This window comes from Anabaena sp. FACHB-83, from assembly GCF_014697485.1.
Classification (GTDB): Bacteria; Cyanobacteriota; Cyanobacteriia; order Cyanobacteriales; family Nostocaceae; genus Nostoc_B.
Genome location: NZ_JACJRY010000031.1, coordinates 41475 through 66184 on the forward strand (window position 1 = coordinate 41475; position 24710 = coordinate 66184).

At 39.6% G+C, this 24710-nt stretch carries 21 protein-coding genes and 1 tRNA gene; 11 read left to right on the top strand and 11 right to left on the bottom strand.

Going from position 1 to position 24710, the window contains the following annotated elements; genetic code table 11:
• Nucleotides 1-165 precede the first annotated feature (165 nt).
• The gene (locus H6G79_RS26190; RefSeq protein WP_199334078.1) at nt 166-618 is read right to left on the bottom strand and encodes a hypothetical protein; all 453 of its coding nucleotides are present in this window, start codon (nt 616-618) and stop codon (nt 166-168) included.
• A gap of 607 nt (nt 619-1225) precedes the next feature.
• Between H6G79_RS26190 and H6G79_RS26195 the strand changes: the two genes are divergently transcribed.
• The 3 genes from H6G79_RS26195 to H6G79_RS26205 all read left to right on the top strand — a co-directional run bounded on the left by H6G79_RS26195 (nt 1226) and on the right by H6G79_RS26205 (nt 9323).
• Nucleotides 1226-1297 (top strand) — tRNA-Lys (locus H6G79_RS26195).
• Between the two features lie 637 nt (nt 1298-1934).
• Nucleotides 1935-7892: an AAA family ATPase gene (locus tag H6G79_RS26200; RefSeq protein WP_190593175.1), complete on the top strand. Its 5958-nt coding sequence runs from the start codon at nt 1935-1937 to the stop codon at nt 7890-7892.
• Between the two features lie 126 nt (nt 7893-8018).
• Nucleotides 8019-9323: a beta-propeller fold lactonase family protein gene (locus tag H6G79_RS26205; protein WP_190593174.1), complete on the top strand. Its 1305-nt coding sequence runs from the start codon at nt 8019-8021 to the stop codon at nt 9321-9323.
• Between the two features lie 203 nt (nt 9324-9526).
• Here H6G79_RS26205 and H6G79_RS26210 read toward each other — a convergent pair whose 3' ends face one another.
• Entirely contained in the window at nt 9527-9991 is a 465-nt protein-coding gene (locus H6G79_RS26210) for a hypothetical protein (protein WP_190593173.1), read from the bottom strand.
• 527 nt (nt 9992-10518) lie between these two features.
• Here H6G79_RS26210 and H6G79_RS26215 point away from each other — a divergent pair.
• The 4 genes from H6G79_RS26215 (at nt 10519) to H6G79_RS26230 (ending at nt 15880) form a co-directional block, all read left to right on the top strand.
• Nucleotides 10519-12069: an efflux RND transporter periplasmic adaptor subunit gene (locus H6G79_RS26215; protein ID WP_190593172.1), complete on the top strand. Its 1551-nt coding sequence runs from the start codon at nt 10519-10521 to the stop codon at nt 12067-12069.
• Nucleotides 12070-12254: 185 nt separating this feature from the next.
• Complete coding sequence (locus H6G79_RS26220) at nt 12255-13544, top strand: ABC transporter permease (RefSeq protein WP_190593171.1); 1290 nt, start codon at nt 12255-12257, stop codon at nt 13542-13544.
• A 115-nt stretch (nt 13545-13659) separates the two neighbouring features.
• Entirely contained in the window at nt 13660-14331 is a 672-nt protein-coding gene (locus H6G79_RS26225; protein ID WP_277877345.1) for an ABC transporter ATP-binding protein, read from the top strand.
• A gap of 148 nt (nt 14332-14479) precedes the next feature.
• Nucleotides 14480-15880 carry a TolC family protein gene (locus tag H6G79_RS26230; RefSeq protein ID WP_190593170.1) on the top strand — a complete coding sequence of 467 codons (1401 nt, stop codon included), beginning with the start codon at nt 14480-14482 and terminating at the stop codon, nt 15878-15880.
• A gap of 196 nt (nt 15881-16076) precedes the next feature.
• Here H6G79_RS26230 and psb34 read toward each other — a convergent pair whose 3' ends face one another.
• The 7 genes from psb34 to petC form a co-directional block, all read right to left on the bottom strand.
• The gene (gene psb34 / locus H6G79_RS26235) at nt 16077-16505 is read right to left on the bottom strand and encodes a photosystem II assembly protein Psb34 (RefSeq protein ID WP_190593169.1); all 429 of its coding nucleotides are present in this window, start codon (nt 16503-16505) and stop codon (nt 16077-16079) included.
• 252 nt (nt 16506-16757) lie between these two features.
• Nucleotides 16758-17717, bottom strand: coding sequence for an orange carotenoid-binding protein (locus H6G79_RS26240; RefSeq protein WP_190593168.1), 960 nt, complete (start codon nt 17715-17717; stop codon nt 16758-16760).
• Nucleotides 17718-17855: 138 nt separating this feature from the next.
• A complete protein-coding gene (locus H6G79_RS26245; RefSeq protein WP_190593167.1) occupies nt 17856-18143 on the bottom strand; it encodes a pentapeptide repeat-containing protein in 288 nt (95 codons plus the stop codon).
• A gap of 66 nt (nt 18144-18209) precedes the next feature.
• Nucleotides 18210-18674, bottom strand: a complete 465-nt coding sequence (locus H6G79_RS26250) for a rhodanese-like domain-containing protein (protein ID WP_242048562.1) — start codon at nt 18672-18674, stop codon at nt 18210-18212.
• Nucleotides 18675-18750: 76 nt separating this feature from the next.
• Nucleotides 18751-19251, bottom strand: a complete 501-nt coding sequence (locus H6G79_RS26255) for a hypothetical protein (protein ID WP_190593165.1) — start codon at nt 19249-19251, stop codon at nt 18751-18753.
• A gap of 150 nt (nt 19252-19401) precedes the next feature.
• Nucleotides 19402-19590 carry a hypothetical protein gene (locus H6G79_RS36970; RefSeq protein ID WP_242048563.1) on the bottom strand — a complete coding sequence of 63 codons (189 nt, stop codon included), beginning with the start codon at nt 19588-19590 and terminating at the stop codon, nt 19402-19404.
• 12 nt (nt 19591-19602) lie between these two features.
• Complete coding sequence (petC, locus tag H6G79_RS26265) at nt 19603-20139, bottom strand: cytochrome b6-f complex iron-sulfur subunit (RefSeq protein ID WP_190593164.1); 537 nt, start codon at nt 20137-20139, stop codon at nt 19603-19605.
• Nucleotides 20140-20238: 99 nt separating this feature from the next.
• On the opposite strand from petC, the gene H6G79_RS26270 reads away from it, so the two are divergent.
• The 4 genes from H6G79_RS26270 to H6G79_RS26285 all read left to right on the top strand — a co-directional run bounded on the left by H6G79_RS26270 (nt 20239) and on the right by H6G79_RS26285 (nt 22903).
• Nucleotides 20239-20931, top strand: coding sequence for an MBL fold metallo-hydrolase (locus H6G79_RS26270; RefSeq protein ID WP_190593163.1), 693 nt, complete (start codon nt 20239-20241; stop codon nt 20929-20931).
• Nucleotides 20932-21110: 179 nt separating this feature from the next.
• Nucleotides 21111-21656, top strand: a complete 546-nt coding sequence (locus tag H6G79_RS26275) for a rhodanese-like domain-containing protein (RefSeq protein WP_190593162.1) — start codon at nt 21111-21113, stop codon at nt 21654-21656.
• Complete coding sequence (locus H6G79_RS26280; RefSeq protein WP_190593161.1) at nt 21653-22525, top strand: sulfite exporter TauE/SafE family protein; 873 nt, start codon at nt 21653-21655, stop codon at nt 22523-22525. The genes H6G79_RS26275 and H6G79_RS26280 overlap by 4 nt, the downstream gene beginning before the upstream one ends.
• Before the next feature lie 33 nt (nt 22526-22558).
• On the top strand, nt 22559-22903 hold the full coding sequence (locus H6G79_RS26285) for a helix-turn-helix transcriptional regulator (protein WP_062293739.1): 345 nt from the start codon (nt 22559-22561) through the stop codon (nt 22901-22903).
• A gap of 24 nt (nt 22904-22927) precedes the next feature.
• Here the strand turns inward: H6G79_RS26285 and H6G79_RS26290 are convergent, their stop codons facing one another.
• Nucleotides 22928-23938: an Mrp/NBP35 family ATP-binding protein gene (locus tag H6G79_RS26290; protein ID WP_190593160.1), complete on the bottom strand. Its 1011-nt coding sequence runs from the start codon at nt 23936-23938 to the stop codon at nt 22928-22930.
• Complete coding sequence (locus tag H6G79_RS26295; RefSeq protein WP_190593159.1) at nt 23939-24700, bottom strand: DUF4058 family protein; 762 nt, start codon at nt 24698-24700, stop codon at nt 23939-23941.
• Between the last annotated feature and the right edge of the window lie 10 nt (nt 24701-24710).

Consider the following 24710-nt stretch of genomic DNA (forward strand, 5'->3'; position numbering starts at 1 on the left):
AAAGAATGTTTTTAAGTAAAGATTCTAGCTAATTGCGCTAATATACAACGCTATTTTTTAGAAAACTTTTAAACAGTAAAACTTCTTTTAAAATTTTATTAGTAGCTAATTCTTCATCTGTCCTTAATTAGGTTTAGCTGCAAGGAAGTGATAAAACCAATAATCTTATGATTGGGCTACTAATTGACGGATGTCAACTACATTTAAATTCGGATAAGCACTATACCAGACTTTGACTTCCTGATCATATTTGTGTACATACTGTGCAAAATCTTGAGCATTTTTTTGAACTGGTATTACCTGATCTCCATCTTCTAAATGCTGTAATAGTAAATTAAAAAAATCACCAACTACTGCAACAAAGTCATCAACGTATTTTGTAAAATCTCCGTCATAGGCTGTAAAGAGAGCGAATTTAGCATAATACTCTTCCCCTGATTCTGGCGTAACTTGTTCGAGGAACATAAAACGTCCAAAATGTACCGTACCAACTTCATCTAGTGCTTCTCCAAAAGTCCCAGTTTCTAAAATTTTCTTGAGAGCTTTATAGTTATCTGCTACTGGTGCTTTAATTGGAGCAACAAAGCTTAATGGACTTTGTTCTGGTTTATTACTCATGTTCATGACTCCGAAGTATTTTCAAAACTTAACGTAAGTAGTTACAAAACTTGCCACATTTATTAGTAGGTGATCTGCACTTTTCTACTTTTTGATGCAGTAATAATAAATTTGAACTTGATAGTGCTGACATAGGTGCATAAAAACAAACCGATATCTGCGCTACAGACAGCGTTGTTATGCCAGAGCAAATTGTATCCAAACAAATTGACAGAGATTTACGAATTTAATCTCATACTTTTTGGTTGGATATGTACACCTAATAGATTTACTGAAATACTACTCAGTAGCAACGTGGTTTTCACACTGTTGCAAGCAATCAACTATCAAGCTGTATTGGCTAAATAAACTATATCCTAAGATAGATGTATGTCAACTAGTTTTAATCGAAATAGATAAGATATCATTATTTTTTAATATTTTCGGCTCTAAAAAGAAGATTATTCCTGACTTCAGAAATCCTAATTCTGTTTTTTGAAAGGCGATCGCCATTTCACATTTGCTGTCTAGGCAGGATTCTGTTAGATTAACTACGCTGTAACCCGCTTCCTGATTAACTTTACCTTGGCATCACCCCACAAAAGCTGCTATAATAGCTATTCAGTGCGGGTGACTAGCTCAACGGTAGAGCAGTAGACTCTTAATCTATTGGTTGCGGGTTCAAATCCCTCGTCACCCACTGGCTTTAAAGTGCTGAGTAAACAGACTATTAAGTATGATGTGTTACGCTGTCGCTAACACATCTATGGTAAGGCTAAAGTATTGTAGTAAAAGAAATTCCATCTGCGGTTAATTTGATCCCAATGTCAGTACACTACTAACTGCTAATAGCTGATGCACTAAAGTAGTCGAAGCATCTTTTAGGACTGTGTTTATGCTTGAAACACCTGATAACACTAGTACAACAAGGCAAAAGTAAAAGGTTAAAAGGAAAAAGAAAGAATAGTGATACCACAAGCCTTTTAACAATTTCTTATGGTTGGTTTATTTACGCTGACTTGTACTAGATTCCTAGTCAGTACTTTACTATAAAGTCCTATTCACATTAGCAGGAATAGATATAAGGTTGCAGAAGTGTAAAATTTTTGCTCACCTAAACTAATCTAAAATCTCAAATACTAAATTGTATTAGACATTGCTTTAACAAATTGAATCCATAAACAGAGAAAATTAGGCAAGGATTTCCATTGTAAACATAGGTAAGATAATTTAGTGAAAATTGAATTGAAATAATAAATTAAAAAATCAAAATTATTGATGAGAAATTGATGATATTTGGGAACACTAATATCTAAGCGTCTTTAGGATTTGGTGGTATGTTAGCAGTTTCTGGATATCAATTTAGTGAAATACTCTACGATGGCTTTAGAACACTGGTTTATCGTGGATATCGAGAAATTGACAACAAACCAGTAGTAGTGAAATTGCTGAAAAACCCTTATCCGAGTTTTAATGAATTAGTGCAGTTTCGCAATCAATACACGATCGCTAAAAATTTGCATAAACCTGGAATTATCGAAACCTATAGCCTGGAATCTTATCAAAATGGCTATGCGATCGTGATGGAAGATATGGGGGGAATTGCGCTCAAGGATTATTTTACTGCCACAAAACGGCAATCTCCTGAGTTTTTACTAGAGTTTTTAGAAATAGCGATCGCTCTGTGCAGTATATTAGATACGCTCTATCGTGATGGTATCATCCATAAAGATATTAAACCCAGCAATATTGTCATTAATCCCAATACCAAACAAGTAAAAATTATTGACTTTAGTATTGCATCTTTGTTGCCTAGAGAAACTCAAACGCTGATTAATCCTCATGTCTTAGAAGGTACATTGGCTTATATTTCTCCCGAACAAACTGGGAGAATGAATCGTTTGATTGATTACCGGACTGATTTTTATTCCTTGGGGGTAACTTTTTATGAGTTACTGACTGGAGAATTACCTTTTCCATCAACCGATGTGATGGAATTGTTGCATTGTCATATTGCCAAAATTCCGCCCGCATTAGTTAACAGTGCAGAAATTCCCCAGGTAGTTTCCGAGATTGTGTTGAAACTGATGGCGAAAAATGCCGAAGACCGCTATCAAAGTGCATTAGGAATCAAGTATGATTTAGAAAATTGTCTAACCCAACTCCACACAACGGGTAGAATTAAAAGTTTTCAAATTGCCCAAAGGGATATTTGCGATCGCTTTACTATTCCTGAAAAACTGTATGGACGTGAACTAGAAGTTGAAACTCTGTTAACCGCATTTGATCGCGTTGCTAACGGTAGCACAGAAATTATGCTAGTGGCGGGTTTTTCGGGAATTGGTAAAACTGCGGTTGTGAATGAAGTTCATAAACCAATTGTTAGACAACGTGGCTATTTTATTAAAGGTAAATTTGACCAATTTAACCGGAATATTCCCTTTTCAGCATTTGTACAAGCCTTCCGGGATTTAATGGGACAATTACTCACCGAAAGCGATGATAAAATCCAACAATGGCAGCATAAAATTACTGAAGAATTAGGCGAAAATGCCCAGGTAATTCTTGAAGTTATCCCGGAATTAGAACTAATTATTGGTAAACAAGCACCCGCACCAGAATTATCAGGTAATGCAGCCCAAAATAGATTTAATTTGCTATTCCAAAAATTTATTAAACTCTTCAGCGCCTCAGCACATCCTTTGGTGATATTTCTAGATGATTTACAATGGATTGACTCTGCCTCATTAAAACTGATGCAATCGTTAATGAGTGAGGCACATCCTGAATATTTACTTCTGATTGGGGCTTATCGAGATAATGAAGTTTCGGCAGCACATCATTTAATCTTAGCTTTAGATGAAGTTGCTAAAAATGGCACTACAATTAATACCATCACCCTGAAAGAACTGGACGAATTGAAATTAAATCAGTTAGTAGCTGATACCTTAATTTGTTCAGAAACCTTAGCCTTACCAATTTCACAATTAATTTATCAAAAAACTCAAGGCAATCCCTTTTTTACAACACAATTTCTCAAATTCTTACACCAAGATAAGCTGATTTATTTTAATTATGAGCAAGGACATTGGGAATGTAATATAGCGGCGATTAATCAGCGATCGCTTACTAGCGATGTTGTTGAATTTATGGCACTACAAATCCAAAAATTGCCAGAAACAACACAAGAAATTTTAAAATTAGCTGCTTGTGTCGGCAACCAATTTGATTTAGAAACCTTAGCAATTGTTTCGCAAAAATCACAACCAGAAACGGCAACATCTTTGTGGAGTGCTTTAAAAGCAGGTTTGATTTTACCTCAAAGTGATGTTTACAAGTTTTTCATCAGTTCAGATCATCAAAATATTCATCAAAACACTTCTGAAATTATCACCTATAAATTTTTACACGATCGCATCCAACAAGCCGCTTATTCATTAATACCCGAAGAACACAAACAACGCACCCATTTACATATCGGGCAATTATTGTTAAATAATACTCCTAAAAATCAACGGGAGGAGAAAATATTTGCCATTGTTAATCAACTGAACTGGGGAATTAAATTACTAGCAACAGCCGAACAGCGAGACGAACTAGCACATTTAAATCTCAATGCAGCCCAAAAAGCTAAAGCCTCAACAGCATATAGCGCCGCTTGGGAATACTGCACATTTAGTCTACAGCTTTTACCCGAAAATAGTTGGCAATATCAATATGAGTTTACTTTAAAAGTATATGAAACAGCCATAGAAGCCGCTTATCTCAGTGGTGATTTTCCCGAAATGGAAAGATTATCAGAAGTTTTATTGCAACAAGCCAAGACAATTCTTGACACAATCACAGTTTATGAAGTCAAAACTCAAGCTTTAATTGCCCAAAATCAAGCTTTAGTAGCGATCAAAATAGTGCTGAAAGTTCTACAATTATTAGGTGTAGAATTTCCTGAAAATCCCACACCCAATGATATTGGTGTGGCATTACAAGAAACACAATTAGCTTATCAAGGTCAAGAAATAGAGTCATTAATTAACTTACCATTAATGACTGATCCAGTACAATTAGCAATTTTATGCCTGATATCGAGCATTTTACCGGCAGCTTTTCTTACATCTCCTATTCTTTATGTGTTACTAACATTTAAAGAAGTAAAAATTTCAGTAGAATCTGGAAATCATGCCATTTCTACCCATAGTTATGGCTGTTATGCAGCGATTTTATCTGGTGGGATGGGAGATAGTGAAACTGGTTATCAGTTTGGTCAACTTGCATTAGATTTATTGCACAAGCTAAATATTAAAGAACTGCAATGTAAAGTTAATGCTATGGTTTATGGCTTTATTAAACATTGGCAAGATGCTTTAAGTACAACTTTAAAACCTCTGCGTGATGCTTATACTATTGGCTTAGAAACTGGAGATTTTCAATTTGCCGGATATAGCGCAGTTATGTACTGTGCATTTGCATATTTTGGCGGGATAGAAAAGGAGTTATCAGAACTACAACAAGAAGTATTAGCTTTTCACGATTCTCTTTATCAAATCAAGCAAAATACTTCTGTTTATTATTTAAAAATGTTGCAACAGGCACTACAAGATTGCCAAACTGGTAGAAGTTCATCACCATACTTACAAGGAGAGTTTTTTGATGAACAAATTATTTTATCCCAGTATATAGAATCTAATGATCGCTTGGGTTTATTTTACATCAATTTTCATAAATTATTTTTAAATTATTTATTGGGAGACTATCAACAAGCAATTGTTGATGCTGCTGCAACTGCACAATATTTAGATGGTGCTGTTGGGTTTCCTTATATTCCTCTATTTTATTTTTATGATTCTTTAGCACACATAGAGGTATACAAGGAAAAGCCTCATCTGGAGTTGGATGAGTTACTGAAAAAAATAGCTGAAAATCAGCAGAAAATGAAAAATTGGGCTGATAAAGCGCCAATGAATTATTTACACAAATTTGAGTTAGTGGCGGCTGAATGTCATCAATTACTTAATAATTACTGGGAAGCAATAGAAAGTTATGATCTGGCAATTGAGAGGGCTAAAAATAATGGCTATATCTGCGAAGCTGCACTAGCAAATGAACTTTTAGCTAGATTTTATCTAAAGTTGAATAAAGAAAATGCTGCCCAAGGATATATGCAAGCTGCATATTATAGCTATGCACGCTGGGGCGCAAAAGCTAAAACCGACGACTTAGAAAAACGCTACCCGCAACTCCTAAAACCTATCCAACAACAGCAAAGACTCAACTTCAACCCATTAGAAACTATTGCGACCATTGCTCAAACATCTACTAGTAATAGTACTAATATTACTGATGCTATAGATTTTGCATCTGTCCTCAAAGCTGCTCAAACTATTTCCAGTACTATTGAATTAGATGAACTTATCGCCGGGTTAACTGAAATTATTTTAGAAAATTCTGGGGCAAAAAAAGCAGTACTGATTCTCCCGGAAGAAAATGGTGTTTGGCAAGTCAAAGCAATTACTAAAATTAATCGTCAAGTAAGTTCTCAAGGGAAGATAGAAACTACAATTAACCCCCAATCAATAGAAACTTGCCTTGAGATTCCTGCCACATTGATTAATTATGTCAAAAATACGCAAAAAACCGTTGTCATTGATAATTGTAAAACAGATATTCCGGGCATCATTGGGGAATATATGCAAAGCGTCAAGCCCGGTAGTGTATTAGGTAAGCCAATTATTTATCATGGGCATTTAGTCGGTATTATCTATTTAGAAAATAAACTCACAAGTGGTGTATTTTATAGCGATCGCCTGGAAATTATTCAAATGTTATCAGCCCAAGCGGCAATTTCTTTAGAAAATGCCCGACTGTATCGAGAATCCCAAGAAAAAGCCCAACTACTGCAACAAACTCTCCAGCAGCAAAAAACCTTATTTGAGGTGGTAACGCAAATTCGACAATCTTTAAATTTAGAGGCAATTTTCTGCGCCGTTACCCAAAATATCCGTCAAATTCTCCATACTGATCGGGTGGGAATTTATCAATTTCACCTAGAGACAAATTATGAATATGGTGAATTTATCGCCGAGGATGTTTTACCCTCATTTACTTCGGCTTTAGCAGTAAAAGTGCAAGATCATTGTTTTGGAGAAGAATTTGCTACCTTATATAAACAAGGGCGCTATTGTGCCATTGATGATATCAACACAGATGCAGTAGTTGATTGTCATCGAGAAATTTTAGTGAAGTTCCAAGTTAAAGCATCGTTGGTAGTACCAATTATGCAAGATGATGAACTGTGGGGTTTACTCTGCATTCATCAATGCGATCGCCCACGTCATTGGCAACCTTTTGAAATTCAATTTGCCCAACAAATTGGCGCACAAATGGGTGTTGCTATCAAGCAAGCAGATTTATTAATTGAAACACAAAAACAAGCCACCGAACTTGAACAAACACTCCAACATCTCCAGCATACTCAAATCCAATTAGTCCAACATGAGAAAATGTCTGCTTTGGGTAATTTGGTTTCTGGGGTAGCACATGAAATGAATAATCCTCTGGGATTTATTTCTGCTAGTTTGGCACAAGCTAAACCTATGTTGGCAGATATTATTCAACATTTAAATCTGTACCAAGAAAGTTTAAATCCTCCTAATCCAAATATCATTAAACATGCCCAAGAAATAGACTTAGATTATACACTAGAAGATATTCCCCAGATGATTTCTGCCATGATTCTGGCTTGCGATCGCTTAAAAAGCATTAGCACTAGTTTACGTACTTTCTCCCGTGCTGATAGGGATTGCAAAGCCTTATTCAATATTCATGAAGGTATCGATAGTACAATTTTAATTCTCAAACATCGCCTCAAAGCTAATAACCAACGCCCTGCCATTGCCGTAATTACTGATTATGGCGACTTACCAAATATTGAGTGCTTTCCTGGGCAGTTAAACCAAGTATTTATGAATATTTTGGCAAATGCGATTGATGCTTTAGATGAATCAAATGATGGGCGGAAGTTTGCCGAAATCGAAGCCAAACCCAATCAAATTAAAATTACAACTTCTGTGGTAGAGCAGCAAGTAATCATCTCAATTGCTGACAATGGTAAAGGAATGACGGCAGAAGTCAAGCAAAAAATATTTGACCATTTATTTACTACCAAAGGAGTTGGTAAAGGTACAGGATTGGGATTAGCGATCGCCCGTCAAATTGTGGAAGAAACTCACAATGGCAAATTAATTTGTAACTCTGTGTTGGGTGAAGGTACAGAATTTATCTTACACCTTCCTGTATAAAGTTTCCTCTGCTTGTACAGAAGCATAATTGATTACCCGGAAATGATCTGAAGAAATTTGCATAAATTCTCGGAATCACTGTGATATCTCTACATACCGCATGTAGTTATTTCCCAGGGTAAATTGATGAATATAATCTCCAAAACTAACAAAAATAATCGTCAGCGTTCTCAAAAATTGCTGACACTCACTGGTGTAGCCGCCCTTGTACTGACAGGCGGATTAGCAATTCAAAGTGCCGATGCCCACTGGTATCAATGGCCTCGTTTAACTGGTATTGTTTACACCCAAAGTAACATTCCAACTCCCAATGCTAACTCTATTCTTGGTTTCCGCCGTGATGCTTTGGGTACGCTCACACCATTATCTACACCGTCTTTTCCAACTGGCGGTGCAGGAATTCCTAATGCTTCCATCGCTGGAAAAGGCCCCTTTTTCATTACAGCCTTTGCTTCTGATCAAGAAGTGATTGTTAACCCTGAAAAAACGCGGCTATTTGCGGTCAATTCTGGGTCAAATACTATTGCTGTTTTTGACATCAATCGAGATGGCAGTCTTTCGCCAGTAGAAGGATCGCCATTTCCTAGCGGGGGAGTTCAGCCAGTTAGTCTTGGTCTAGCCGGCGATATTTTGACTGTAGTTAACCAAAACTTATTACCGCAGATTCCCACCCAGGAAGCCAGCGATTCTTTACCGAACTATACTACTTTTCGCGTCACTCCCAAGGGCAGACTGATTCCTATTCCAAATTCTACAGCTTCTGTTCCCAGAGGTTCTCTACCTACCCAAGCACTCATTTCTCCTAACAAACGTTTGCTCTTTGGTATGGACGCAGGGACTGGTTTATTGCGCTCTTATCAAATTCTTCCTAATGGTCGTTTGCAACAAAGCCCAAACTCACCACAACAACTACCTCCAGCCGCATTCCCACCCAACCCTCTAGGTCTAACACTGGGGCTTCAAGTTCATCCCCGTCGACCAATTTTGTATGTTGCTTTTACACTCAGCAATCAATTGGGAGTCTATTCTTACGAGCCTAATGGAGATTTACACCTCCTGAGAACCGTACCTAATTCGGGTAGAGCAATTTGTTGGCTAGTAACTAATCGCGCTGGAACTCGTCTTTACACCACAAACCCTCTTGATAACAGTGTGACTGTCTATGATATTGGGCGAGACCCCAGCACACCAGTAGAAATTCAGAGGGTTGTACTCAGGGGAGAGATGCTTACTGGTGGCGCTCAACTAGCTTTAGATTCTACAGAATCATTTCTGCATGTTGTTTCTCAACCAGCTATCAATGTTGCGAATAATCGAATCTCTGTGCTGAAAGTCAACCGATATGACGGAACTGTCACTGAAGTACCTTCTTCACCTCAATTAATACCCTCAGTAAATAATAGCTTCCCACAAGGAATTGTTGCTAATTAAAGTTAGGTTTTGTGTTCAGTCAAAAACCCAAAGGTTTGATGAGGAAAGCAGTCTCAATCAAATAAATTTCATCGCCAAGCATGAAAAAGCATATAAACACCCTCAGACTGATAGTCTGCCATTTAGTCTAAATTCCAGTAATTATATGCTTTTTCATTTGCATTGTTGTAAATTCCAACTTACGAATCAATTAGATTCTACAGCTATTTTTGCTTAATCCCAAATAGTTCTAAACCCTTGCGAGACTCTGCTAAAAAACGCTTTTCTATGGCGCGATATTGAGGTGATGATACATTTTCAATGGTATTATCTAGATGCCAAGCTGCAACTAACTTTTGATTACGGAAACCATATCTGTGGAAATCTTCAGCACTGACGTGAATTAATTTTCCATTTTTATATTTTAATACAGCAACATCTAGAGCGTCATTTTCACTGCCACCAGAGACTTCAACACTTTGGATATATAAAGATATTGGCTTACCCTTAACTTGGCAAAGATTATATATAAGAATACCTTTTTTCCTTTTTTGGAGAGGGCAGTTTTTTGGCTCCACATCGCCTTGGAAGTGTTTCTCAGTGACGAAGGATTTATTGGTTGCGAAAGATGGCAAACTTGTAGATAGTAGCAAAGATGAAATTGTCAAAAATTTCAGTAAGTTATTCATATTTTAATGTCTAAATTTTATCCTAATTACAGAAGTATTATAGCTAAATATGCTATAGCTTTATTCAGCAATAATACTGAATAATTGATTTATTTGCTCCTAGATATTCCTGGTTTTTCTAGATTTTTGAATAATATCAATCCAGAAAGTCTTTGCAGTAGATAGGCAATTAAAAATAAAATTATAGCTATAGCAATCCTAAATGATTTATAAACATCTTTCTCCCTTGTCTACCCTGTCATCCTGGTCTCCCTTGTCTCTATTGTTCACATATCAAATAAAAATGCTATATCGATTTGGTATGACAATTTAATGACTTTAGTCATAGAGCAATCAGAAATTATTAGTGACTTTAGTCATAGAAGAAAACAGTCCGTTTTAGCTGATAATAAATTGCAAACTTAAAATTTTTTGCTTATATAGTCACTATAGCGATGGTATAAGATTAAGCCATTTAAAATCCGAGCATTTAGGTGCTGGAACTTAGATAACTAGCTTGGTAGCCATTTTGGACAACGGACACAGTTATGAAACTTGATACATCAAACCCTGTAGATTCATCAGCTCTACCCTTAGAACAGAAACAGCGAAAAAAGTATAATTGGTTACTTTGGCTGCTATTGCTCGGTCTGTTGGGTGGAATTGGCTATGGAGTTTATTATCGAGTGGCGGTAGTGCCGCGCCAAGAAGCTAGGCAAAAAATATTGACCCAATCGGTAGAAAGACGAAATTTAGCGATCGCAGTTTCGGCTAATGGTACAGTCAAACCAGAACGCTCTATTAATGTTAGTCCCAAAAATTCGGGTGTACTCAAAACTCTGCTAGTTAAAGAAGGAGATTCGGTCAAAAAAGGACAAATTCTCGCTTATATGGATGATTCCAACCTGCGGGGTAGTTTGGTGCAAGCCCAAGGACAGTTAGCCCAAGCCGAAGCAAATCTCCAAAAAGCCCAAGCCGGGAATCGTCCTCAAGATATCGCCCAAGCCCAAGCCCAACTCGACGAAGCCGAAGCAAATCTGCAAAAAGTCGAAGCCGGGAACCGTCCCCAAGATATCGCCCAAGCCCAAGCAAGGCTAAGAAGCGCCCAAGCCAACTTAGTCCAAGCCGAAGATGATTTAAAGCGTAATCAACAACTATACAACTCCGGGGCTATTTCTCTGCAAACGGTTATTCAAAAACGGTCAACCCGTGATAGCGCCCAAGCCCAAGTTAATGAAGCACAACAAGCCTTAGCACTGCAACAAGCTGGTTCACGTTCAGAAGATATTCAACAAGCTAGGGCGACTGTGAAACAGCGAGAAGAAGCTTTAGCATTACTCAAAGCCGGAAACCGCCCAGAAGATATTGAAGTCGCCCGCGCTCAAGTTATTTCCGCCCGTGGTTCACTGCAAAACATCCAAGCCCAAATCAACGACACAATTATCCGCGCCCCTTTTGATGGTGTAGTCACACAAAAATTCTCTGATCCTGGTGCTTTTGTGACTCCCACCACTTCCGGGAGTGCTGTTTCTTCCGCTACTTCTTCTTCGATTTTGGCTTTAGCTTCCGTGAATGAAGTTGTTGCTAATTTATCAGAATCGAATATTGCCAAAATTCGCCTTGGTCAACCAGTGACAATTAAAGCTGATGCTTACCCAGGAAAGGTTTTTGAAGGAAAAGTCAGTCAAATTGCGGCTCAAGCCACCGTCGAGCAGAACGTGACTAGTTTTCAGGTGAAAGCATCTCTTTCTGACCCAGAAAACCTACTCCGGTCGGGGATGAATGTCGATACAGAATTTCAAGTTGGTGAGCTAGAAAATGCTTTAGTTGTTCCCACAGCCTCAGTTGTGCGCCGAGAAAGAGCCACAGGCGTGTATGTTTTAGGCGCAAATGAGCAACCTGTATTCACCCGCATTGAAACTGGCGTGACTGTGAATAATTTTACAGAGGTGAAGTCTGGATTAACAGGTGATGAAAAAGTCTTGCTGAGTTTCCCCCCTGGTTCACGACCCCAGTCAACGCCAAGGGGAGGTGTATTTCCTGGTGTTGGTGGTGGTGGAGGTCGTTCTTCTGGTGGCGGTGGGCGTTCTGGTCAGTAATGTTGAGAGACAAGGGGGATGAGGGGACGAAGGAGACAAGGGGGACAAGGGGGACAAGGGAGATAAGGGAGATAAGGGAGATAAGGGAGATAAGGGAGAGATATATGTGAATGGTTGGTGAGCGAAGTCGAACCACTGCCTCCTGCCTTTTCCAAACTACAAATATTTACGCCATTCTATTTAATATGCTTCAGAGTTTATCTAAAATTCCCAAAATTCAAAAAAGACCTAGTAAGTCTACAGTGCCGTTGACTGAAATCATATCAATGGCTGTAGAAACGCTATGGAATAATAAATTACGCACAGGACTGACGATGCTAGGGGTGGTTATTGGTATTGCGTCTGTAATTGCGATTACTTCTGTGGGTCAAGGGGTGCAGAAAAGTGTTGAAAACCAAATCCAAGCACTAGGAACAAATGTATTGCAAGTTTTAGCGGGTGCAGCCAGGAGTGGAAATATCCGTCAAGGCGTTGGTTCTACCAGTACTTTAACTTGGGAAGATGCTAAAGCGATCGCTCAACAAGCCCCATCAGTCGATTTAGTTTCGGCATATCTGCAAAGAAATGCTCAAGTAGTATACGGTGGCGAAAATACTTCCACTACAATCTACGGTACAGATTTAAATTATCCCGATGCACGCAATACTCATCCCCAAGAAGGGCGATTTTTTACCCAAGAAGAACTCGATTCTAATAAGCAAGTGGCGGTGATTGGCCCGACAGTCAAAAGGACTTTATTTGGCAATAGTACTCAAGTCATTGGTGAGCAAATTCGCATTCAAGGAGAGACTTATGAAATAATTGGCATTATGGAACCGAAAGGCGCTCAAGGGCCGATGGATAGAGATGACCAAATTTTTATTCCCTTAACTAGTATGTCGGGGAGACTAGTAGGAAATAATGCTTTAACTGGTGTTTCGGTGAGTGGAATTTTAATCAAATCTAGTAATCAAGATAAGTTAGAAGCAGCGCAATTTCAAGTGACTAATATTTTGCGCTTGCGGCATGAAATTTATCCACCGCAAGCTGATGATTTTCGGATTACGAATCAAGCTGATATTGTGAGTACTTTTACTAATGTGGTTGGTTTATTTACAATCATGGTGGTAGCGATCGCCGGAATTTCTCTGGTGGTCGGTGGTATCGGAATTGCCAATATTATGCTAGTTTCCGTAGTAGAAAGAACCAGAGAAATTGGCATTCGTAAAGCCGTCGGGGCAACTAATTCAGCGATTCTCAATCAATTTTTAGCCGAGGCGATCGTGATTTCGATTGTCGGTGGCGGTATTGGTATGGGCAGTGGTATTTTAATTGCCTTTGGCGCATCAAGTATTTTTAAATTTCCTTTTGTAATTTCTGTGGCATCAGTAGTTATCGGTTTTGGACTTTCGTTATCTGTTGGCCTAGTTGCTGGTGTGATTCCTGCTCGTAATGCAGCGAAATTAGATCCGATTACAGCTTTAAGAAGCGACTAATTTGAGAAATAAAAGCTTTTCTCTTGTCTCCCTTGTCTCTTCTATTCATATATTAAATAAAAATACTCCCTAACTAATATTTTCACTCAGCACTCACTACTCAGCACTAAAAATTATGACCACAATGATTTGGATGGAATCTATTACAAAAATATACAAACTCGGAGAAATGAGCGTTCCGATTCTCAAAGGTATTCACTTATCAATTGAAGAGGGCGAATATGTCGCAATTATGGGTACATCAGGTTCAGGTAAATCTACACTCATGAACATTTTGGGCTGTTTAGATAGACCTACTAATGGAAATTATATTTTTGAAGGCAGAAACTTAACTACTTTTGATGATGATGAATTAGCTTATATCCGCAATCAAAGGATAGGCTTTGTGTTCCAACAATTTAATTTATTAGCAAGAGCAACAGCACTAGAAAATGTGATGTTACCGATGGTTTATGCTAACTTACCCAAACACAAACGCCGCGAAAGAGCCTTGTCAGCTTTAACAAAAGTAGGACTAGCTGAACGCATTCTCAACCGTCCCAGTCAACTTTCTGGAGGACAACAACAACGAGTTGCGATCGCGCGTGCTTTAGTTAATCGACCAGCATTAGTTTTAGCAGATGAACCAACAGGTGCATTAGATACAGAAACTTCTTATGAAGTGATGAATTTGCTCACAGAATTAAATGAGCAAGGTATCACTATTGTGATTGTTACCCATGAACCAGATATTGCAGCGCAAACAAAAAGAACCATCCGCGTCCAAGATGGTTTAATTGTTGGTTGATTTGGGTGATTACAAAATAATTAACCGCAGATAAACGTGGATGCACGCGGATATCATTCTCTCAGGTGATAGTCAGACAAAATTAAGTAATTTAAACTTTATTAACCACTCCTATTCCCTACTCCCCACTCCCCACTCCCTACTCCCTATGCTATCTTCAGTGCATTCTACTTGGTTTGTTGTAGCGATCGCTCTGTTAATTTCTGCTGTACCAAAGAGTGTTGATGCTCAAACTTCACCGCAAACAACACCACAAATTCCCGCAGAAAACTTAAATCCTAGTGCCAATCCTTTACAATTTCCGACTAAACCAGAAGAGGTACAGATTCAAAAAACTGTACCTTTGAGTTTGACACAGGCTTTAGAATTAGCCAGACGCAATAATCGTAATTTACAAGTCACAATTTTAGAGTTAGAACGCAGTCGTGCAGCACTGAGAGAATCTCAAGCGAGTTTGTTTCCTAGTCTTGATATTAACGGGAATGTAACTAACAGTGGTAATGGTTTTAGTAGCAACTCTTCTCAACCAAGTACCTCTTTTAACGGTACAGCACAACTGAATTATGACCTCTACACATCCGGTAATCGTCAAGCGGTTATCAAAGAGGACGAAGAACAGTTACGCATCGATGAGTTAGATGTGGAAAACCAATCTAGAGAAATTGAACTGAATGTCAAAACTCAATACTATAATTTGCAGCAAGCTGATGAACAAGTCAGAATTAATCAATCTGCGGTAGCAAATGCTCAAGCCAGTTTACAAGATGCTCAAGCCAGAGAAAGAGCAGGTGTAGGGACAAGATTTGATGTCCTACAAGCTCAAGTAAACTTGGCTAATGCTCAACAAGACTTGACTAATTCCCTATCAGATCAACAAATTGCCCGTCGTCAACTTGGGACATTGCTCAGTTTACCCCAGTCAGTAGATATAACAGCCGCAGATGCAGTGGCATTAGCAGGACTTTGGCAACCAACCTTAGAACAAAGTATAGTTGAAGCTTTTCAAAATCGCCCCGAATTGCGTCAACAAATAGCCCAAAGAAATATCTCCGAACAACAACGACGACAAGCAATAGCACAAGTCAGACCGCAAGTAAGTTTAGTCACAAGTTATAACTTACTCGATCGCTTTAACGATACTGCCAGCGTCACTGATGGGTATTCTATTGGTTTGCAAGCCAGTATGAATTTATTTGATGGCGGCGCAGCTAAAGCTAGGGCAGCGCAGGCTAAAACTAATATAGCGATCGCAGAAACTCAATTTGCCAATCAGCGCGACCAAATTCGCTTTAATGTTGAACAATACTACACTCAACTACGCTCTAATTTAGATAATGTGCAGACTTCTGCTGTGGGTTTAGAACAAGCTAGAGAAGCATTGAATATTGCCCGAATTAGATATCAAGCTGGTGTTGGTACGCAAACAGAAGTTATTGAGGCAGAAAATGACTTAACCAGAGCCGAAGGTAATCGAGTCACCGCAATTTTAAATTACAACCGAGCTTTGGCTAATCTCCAACGCGCCGTTAGTGCTAGAGCCTCGCGCTAGGTATGTCAGTAGTTTAGCTAGATATCGATCTTCCATCTGAGCCTAAATATCTAGTACAGATTGGCGTAAATAAACCGACCACACTTCGACGGCGCTCAGTGACCATAAGGAATTGCTAAAAGGGTTGTAGGATCACTATTCTTTCTTTTTCCTTTTGACCTTTTACTTTTGCCTTGTTGTACTAGATATTGTTACCCTAGCTGACAGCAAATGCAGTCATCAGTGTCAGAGCAACAAACATAATAGCTACTATCCCCTGGATGATGTAGCGTTGTTGTTGTTCTGGAGAGGGATACTCTGCCAAGGACATCACAGGTTGAATAGCGTAGGTATTTATCATTCCCTCATCATCTACTGTGTAGCCATTTGCAAGCGGCACATTCAGCAATTGATTGCCTTCTCTGTTTATATGCGCTTGAACTTCAGCCGGGATTAACTCACTGCCATCACTACGAAGATTGGCAATTGCTTTCTTCGGTTTTTTTCCCGCTTTTAACTCCCCAGCTTGATTGAAGTGCATTTCCAATGGTTCACAGATGTACACCTCAGATTCAATAAAGAAGCTGTTAGCAGTTATACAATTCTCTGGGTTGAGGGTCTTCCCTTCTTTATCGGTGTAGAGCATGGGCTTTACCTCATTTTTAAGTTCTATATAAATATTATAACAAATTATTTACATAAATACAACATTTATGATATTATTTCTAGGTTTTTATTGGGTTAATAGACTTTTGTCAAAGTTCTGTCTATAAATCTGCAATTCATATTGCACCCAAGAATAAAAACAAAGAAACCCTGCTATTTCAGGGGTTCAGAGGATTATGCAGATGGGATATTCAGGAACTTGTCAGATGTGCCAAATTGCCCCAAGCTTGTTCTATCGGATCAAGCCCAGTTCCATAAGTTCTTGAGGAGATGCCAGCACATCAATTGCCACAAAGAAAATCTTGCCTTGCGGGTTGAGCAAAAACCGCCATGCTAGATTTATGCCAATACTGTCACTAAACCAAGGCGTTTGGACTTTACCCATCACCTTAGTCTGGGTGAATTCTCCTGCTGCTGATTCCGTTACCCCTCGCTCTGGTATGAGCTTGAGTCCATAGCATTCTTCACGCATATAAGCGAGGATGTTCTTTTGACCCACAATCGGTTCCTGGAAAGGAGGTTGCAAGGCACCATCTTCAGTAAATAAAGCCACAGCCCCTTGAAAGTCAAAGGCGTTCATATTCTCCATGTAGCTGAGAACGGTTAAGTTATCGATGCCCTCAATGCTGACTTTAGCTCTGGGTGCGATGTCTTGAGGTGGAACCACAGGTTGTTTGACGTTTTGCTCGCTAACCTTTGAGTTATACCCCATATTAACGACAATATTTTGTAATACGGTGAGTTGCTGACCGCCTTCAAGTTGACGGATGGCTTCGAGAACATCTGAGGCCTGTGGAGAAAGTTTATAACCTTCTGGAATCGGGGCAACGATTCCTAGTTTCATCCACTCGCCTAACTCATACCAGAAGCCTAACTTGATGTTTGTGCCGAAAGATGAATAGGTACGGCAGATAGGAGTATCAGTATGGTTCACTAGATCGCACATCATTTGTGTTTGCTTATCCGCAGACATCTGCTTAATTTGCGTCAGAGTTTTTTCTGCAAAGACCATATTAGCTGCTCCCATAGCAGCAGGAGTGATTGTAACTCCCATCTCGGTATAAGCAAACCAAAGCAAAGCTAACTGATCCTCAGCACTGAGTTGATTGCATGATTCAACCGTAGCCGGCACCACATTAGCAACTGGAGTGTCGGGAAAAATAGAGCGTGCAGACTCGATAGTAAAGGACATCTTTCAAAATCTCCAGAACGAAATTAGGTTAATTGATTGATCGTGTTTTACATTTCTGTAAGTATTGCCATATCTAGAAATAAGCGATGTCTTTATCTACAAAGCATCGCTCACCAATAGCAGATTTATTGTCAGGTGTTAGCTAGAGAAATAATTAGCAGACTCTAAGAGATCATTGTGTTGTCTTCCATCAGGCATTTTTGCTCCCCGCAGATTTGCCCTACTGAAATTTGCTCCTTTGAGTCCAGCCCAGTTTAAATTAGCATTGCTTAAATCAGCGCCGCTCAAATCTGCATTACTTAAATGTGCGCCACTCAAGTCTATTCCACTCAAATTTGCGTTAGTTAGGCTGATGCCTCTCCAGTCTGCCTCTCTAAAATTTCTTTCTCCGTTGGCATATCGTCTTAAAACTTCATTGGCATCCATATTGGTTGCCTCACAACGTATAGCGTTATCGCTGTTTATACATCTACTATAACTCATAATGTGCTATTAAAACATCACAAGTTCACTTTGGGCGATCGCTTCTTTTGCGTTTTTCCAGCCGACAAAGCTAGGTGGAAATCCCCGCACATTCTCATAGCCTAATAGGTGTAGTGTCATTACCCCCATTGCCGAGCGATAACCAGAGGAGCAGTACAATACCACAGGGCGATCGCGGGGAATTTGATTCAGATTTTGCGACAGAGTTCGCAGGGGAATATTAATTGCGTTAGGTATATGTCCAGATTGATACTCAGAAGTTTCTCGCACATCTATTAACATAGGTTGAGACTTCTTCAACAGGCTTTTTAACTCTTCGACAGAGGCGATCGTGTAATAGCCTGCGGGAATCGAAGTGAGAAAGCGATCAACTCCTGATTCTAGATTGGGGGGTTGAGAGATTGATTCAGCCTGTGTGAGATTTGCTGCTAGAGTTGGGCTAAACCCAACTCCAACCCAGAGGTAAAAACACATAGCAAATCCCAGGAATATGGTCTGAATTGATTTCTTAAATATCATATAGTTTTGCCATTTTTAGGGAGTAAATCAATTAAAGCTTCTGGTTTAACACGAGGCGATTTCTGTGTTTCATATAAGCAAAGTAACTAGCAATAATCATTAGAAATGCTGGAGCCGCAAGCCATAACCAGAAACCAGGAAGTAACTTGGTTAATAGAAGATGACTATAGGGATTACTACCATTTGGTAAGGCCAGCCAATATGCTGATATTGTTCCTGTAAAGCCGACAATAATGGCAATAAAAGCAGAAAATATGGAGAATTTGTATTTTTTTTGTACAAACGATTTACAGGAAAACCAATAAAGCGGATTGGCTAAACAGCCAATAGCTGGAATTTGAAGAAAGAACAATCCAAGTATTCCCCAAATTGTAACTTCAGCCCCCTTCATAACAGAAATAAAACTTGTCTGCTTTGTCTGGTTGTCAACTATATCAAAAGCAAGTGCTGGCAAGCTAAGTCCTATTATGTAGAGCAACAAAGATATTCCCAATAGAACTAAGCGTTTATTAAATAAAAGTGGTTTTTTCATGGATGTATTTTAATTGCGATCGCGTCTTTACTATTAAGGCAAGATTCCTAACACCAGGATTGTTCTCCTGGAGGATTGTGTAGTAACTCCCGAATATTGGCTTCGATCACCCGATAGCCCACATTGCCGTTGAGTCTCTGCCGTCCTTCATTAAAAATTAGGGTGGGGCTGACTGTAACTGTCTGTTCTTTCACGAGCAACACCAAATACGGGGACAAAGTGGTGTGCGATCGCAATCTTGTCTTCAAAGGTGGTTTTTAACTCATCCAGACGAATCTGAGCAATATAAGCCCAAACGCAGAGAACATCGGAAAAGTAAAAAATCCGAATCGGTTCCATATAACTTCATCCTTAGACCCACCAGGGTTTCTTTCCAGTGCGAGGATCAGTTTCCGTCCACGGCGAGATCAAAATGCTGTTATCCATTACTGCAACCTGGACAATCTTCAGTGGGAGAGGAGCGGGGCCACGTACCACCGTCCCATCTGGGGCATAGCGAGAACCATGACAGGGACATTGAAACTGCTGATCCAAGGGATTCCAGGGGAAGGTACAACCGAGGTGGGTGCAGTTATCGACAAGCCCAATATGATCTAGGGTGTGATCTTCTTTGACAATCAGATAGGTGGGTTCTCCTGCCAAACCGGCAACTAAGGCACGGGTTCCCGGTGCGTCAGCCAGAATTTGCGATGCTGGGATTTGTGTCCCTAGAATATCTTTGGCCAAAATAGCACCTCCAACCCCCGTTTTTTCTGCTGGAGCAATCAAGAATTTGCCAGCAGGATAGAGCGCAGCACCCGCAGTGACCGCGACGGTTGCTCCGGTAAGAAAGTTGAGGATTTGCCGTCTTGATAGGGATGGATTTTCGAGTGGAATACTAGTATCCATGTTCGTTAATTAGATATTCTGTCAAAGTAGTAGACATTTTTATTATACTACCATATAGTTATATTATTAAAACAATAAGTTTTCGTTGAGATAAGCAATATGTTATTCCGACAACTATTTGACGTAGAGACTAGTACATATACTTACTTAATTGCAGATTTAGTTACGAAAACAGGGATTTTGGTTGATCCGGTATTAGAACAGGTGGAGCGCGATCGCCAATTACTGCAAGAATTAGGACTAACGCTCAAATATTGTTTAGAAACCCACATCCACGCCGATCATATTACTGGCACAGCAAAACTGCGGGAAATAACAGGTTGTTTGGGAATTGTGCCAGAAAATGCCCAAGCCGGATGTGCCGATAGATTTATGAAAGATGGCGAAGTTATAGAATTAGGCAGCGTCAAAGTAGAAGCGATCGCCACCCTCGGCCATACTGATAGCCATAATGCCTATTTAGTGAACGGTACTCACCTACTCACCGGAGATTCATTATTTATTCGTGGTTGTGGAAGAACAGACTTTCAGAGTGGCAATGCTGGAATGATGTACGATGCTGTCACCCAAAAATTATTCACATTGCCCGACGAAACCTTAGTTTATCCTGGTCATGACTATCGTGGTCATACAGTTTCCACCATTGGCGAAGAAAAACAATTAAACCCTCGGTTTGCTGGACGTAACCGCGAAGAATTTATCCAATTAATGGCAAACCTGAATTTACCCAACCCGAAAAAAATCATGGAAGCCGTACCCGCCAACCAACGCTGCGGTAACGTGGCGGCGTAATTAATAAGGGGAGTAGGGAATGGGGAGTAGGGAGTAGGGGGAAGAAATTTTTGTAACCTCTTGTCAATCCCATTTATAGAATCTCTGCGTGCTTTTCTTTGCGCCTACCCTGCGGGAACGCCAAGGACGAATGCGCGAAACACTCTGCGTTTAAAAATATTCCTCAAAGGTAAACAGTCATGACCACTTCTCATATACGCAAATTACAAACCATTGACGCTCAGACTCTTCAACAGTTACTCAAACAACAAACTGTCACCCTGATAGATGTGCGTGAACCATCTGAATATGCTGGAGAACATATTCCCAATGCAACACTAATTTCCTTGTCCAAATTTGATCCGCGCAAAGTACCGCAAACCCAAGACACCCAAGTAGTTCTTTACTGTCGTTCTGGGAATCGTTCAACAATGGCGGCGCAAAAACTATTTGATGCTGGATTTACAGAAGTCACCCATCTTAACGGCGGGATGACAGCTTGGAAAGCCGCAGGTTATCCCACCAAAATTAGCCAAAATGCCCCAATTAGTTTAATACGGCAAGTGCAAATTGTTGCAGGCTCTTTGGTGGTTACAGGCACATTGCTGGGCGCTTTTGTTTCTCCTTGGTTTTTGATTCTCAGTGGCTTTGTCGGAAGCGGATTGATGTTCGCGGGAATTACAGATACCTGTGCGTTAGGAATGCTACTAGCAAAACTGCCTTATAACCAACGGAGTAGTGCATGACCTGGATAATTGGACATATACTAGCTGCTTGTATTGGGTTGAGTTTAGGTTTGATTGGTGGCGGTGGTTCTGTATTGGCGTTGCCAGTTTTAGTTTATGTTATGGGTATACCCACAAAATCTGCGATCGCTATGACTTTGGCGATCGTCGGGACTGTGAGTTTGTTGGGTATAATTCCTCACTGGCGAGCTAAAAACATTCAGCTGAAAACAGCATTAATTTTTGGTTCCGCCACTATGTTGGGAACATTTATCGGGGCAAAAATAGCCTTGCTACCCTTTGTCACCGAAACTTTCCAAATGTTGCTGTTTGGCATCATGATGTTATTGGCAGCAGTATTCATGATTCGCCGTAGTTCTCAAAAAGTAGCTCCAGATGATCAGTTAGCTTTGTATCCTCCGCCAGTCTGTCAATATTGCTGGTTATGGTTAATGACTGAAGGTTTAGGTGTCGGGATACTCACTGGCTTGATTGGTGTTGGTGGTGGATTTGCAATTGTTCCAGCTTTAGTACTTTTGGGAAAAGTACCAATGAAAAAAGCAATTGGCACATCACTCTTAATTATTGTGTTTAATTCAATTGCTGGTTTTTTGAGCTATTGGGGACATATTTCTTTTAATTGGCAGTTGATGTTATCTTTTATTGTGGCTGCTAGTGGTGGAACAATTTTCGGTGCATATTTGGCAGAATTTGTTCCTGCTCATAGACTGCAAAAAAGCTTTGGCTATTTTTTACTAGCAGTTGCAGCTTTAGTACTATTTCAAAATCGCCATTCTTTTCAATCCAGCAAAGTATCAGAATACACCCCTAACATTCGTGATCGACTTTATGTTTCTGCGAACAAGAATCATGATACCAATACTATATAGTAATATAGTAGATAGATATATTTAGCCATGAGTATGTTAGAAAATTCACCTGCTGCCCTGGGGCCAATTGCAGATTATTTTAAAGTACTTTCAGAAACTAGCAGGCTCCAAGTTTTATGTAGTTTAAAATCGGGTAGCAAAAACGTCTCAGAAATTATCGAAGCTACCGGACTGGGACAAGCCAATGTGTCTAAACACTTAAAAATTTTGGCACAAGCAGGTATTGTTCATCGTCAACCACAAGGAGTCAGTATTTACTATGAGATTGTTGACCCTTTAATTTTTGAGATTTGCGAACTGGTGTGCGATCGCCTCTCAATTCGTTTAGAACAACAAACGGCGCAGTTAAAACAACTAGAAGCTTTACGCAGCCGTTGAAATTATATTACTTTTGCGCCCTCTTTATGAGGGTTTTTTTGTGGTTGTCTTGAAAGTGGTGTGAAGTGCGATCGCAATTTGTCGAAAAACCTCACTAGCTGGGGAAGCTTGTTCACTCATAGCTATAGGATTTCCGCTATCACCACCGCTACAAATACGCGAATCAATGGGGATTTGTCCCAGTAAAGGCGTTTGTAATTCGGCTGCGAGTTGTTCACCGCCACCACTACCAAAAATATATGTGCGGGAACCACAATCACCACAGATTAGATAACTCATATTTTCCACAATCCCCAGTACCGGCACACCGACTTGGCGGAACATATATATATTACGTCGGACATCTGCAACAGCTACTTGCTGCGGAGTTGTCACTAAAATCACCCCACAAATTGGGCTTTCTTGAATAATCGTAATTTGAGCATCACCCGTACCTGGTGGTAAATCTATTAATAAATAATCTAATTCGCCCCATTCCACATCATTAATAAATTGGGTAATAATTTTGTGCAGTACAGGCCCCCGCCAAGCTAAAGGACGATTTTTTTCTGCCAGTAAACCCACCGACATTAATTTAATTCCTTGTACTTCCAGAGGTAAAAACTTCTCACCTGTAGGAGTCTGAATTACTTCCACATCCGCTTGACCTAAACCCAACATTTGCGGCACATTCGGCCCATAAACATCCGCATCTAATAGCCCAACTTTTGCCCCTTGTAAACTTAAAGCGGCGGCAATATTTACAGCAGTTGTTGATTTACCAACACCACCCTTACCACTAGAAATTCCCAGAGTGATTTTCACCCCAGGAATTGTACAAATTTGAATATAAGTCTTTTTACACCAAGATAGAGACGATAATTTAGTTTCAACTTCTGTTTTTAATTCCTGCTGATGAGAACCAATATATAAACGCAAGTAAACGTAGTCATCAACTATGCGGAGATTCCGCACCATTCCCAAACTTACAATGTCATTTTTTAAAGTTGGTTCGATAACCTGTTTGAGCAGTTCAATTACTTCTTGTTGACTCATTTAAATCTTTGCTAAAATATCTTTTATCCAAGCTTCTTCTTCTGGAAGTCGCTTAACTTTTAAAGGTTGTGTATAATCAATTGCTAAGTCAAATCTAGCACGTTCATACACTTCATTCAGTAACCTTTGCAAGTCAATAATTGGCTCAGATTCCCCTTCATGCAAAGGTATAGGAAAAACCGGAATTGGAGTTTTTAAATCGAAAGTATATAAATCGGCATCAGGTCTGTTGTAGCTGCGACTAACCAAGATACTATAATCTGTAATTTTCACACCCAAAATCGGCATTGGTTCGCCTTGTTTTAAAAGGTCAATTTCTACCAAATTCGTGGCAGAAGCTAAAATTTTCTGTCGTTTGCTTTCGTAAGCAGTTCTACCTTCTTTGGAGATTTTATTTTTAGGAGAAAGTAGTTCAATTACAGCTACTACTTCTTTATTTTGAGTTGCACGCACTTCTAAAAATCTTTCAGTTACCTGTTCAGGGATGGGAAGTTTGACTTTAGTCGGTTCGCTAAGTTTTGCAGCAGTCAAAGTTGTGCTAATATCTGGAACGTTACGATTCGCAAATGCTACATCAGCAATTCCCACCAGTAAGATATCATCTACACTTGTATAAACTCTCTCTTCAATAGAAACTCGGTATTTAGGCGCGATTTGAGGAGTCAAATCATCAGCTATAGCGACAATCAAACGATTATGAACTTGATGCCAAAGTTCAGGCTGTTCTAAATACGGGTTCATTCCAGGAAATGGATTTCCCATTGCACTTTCC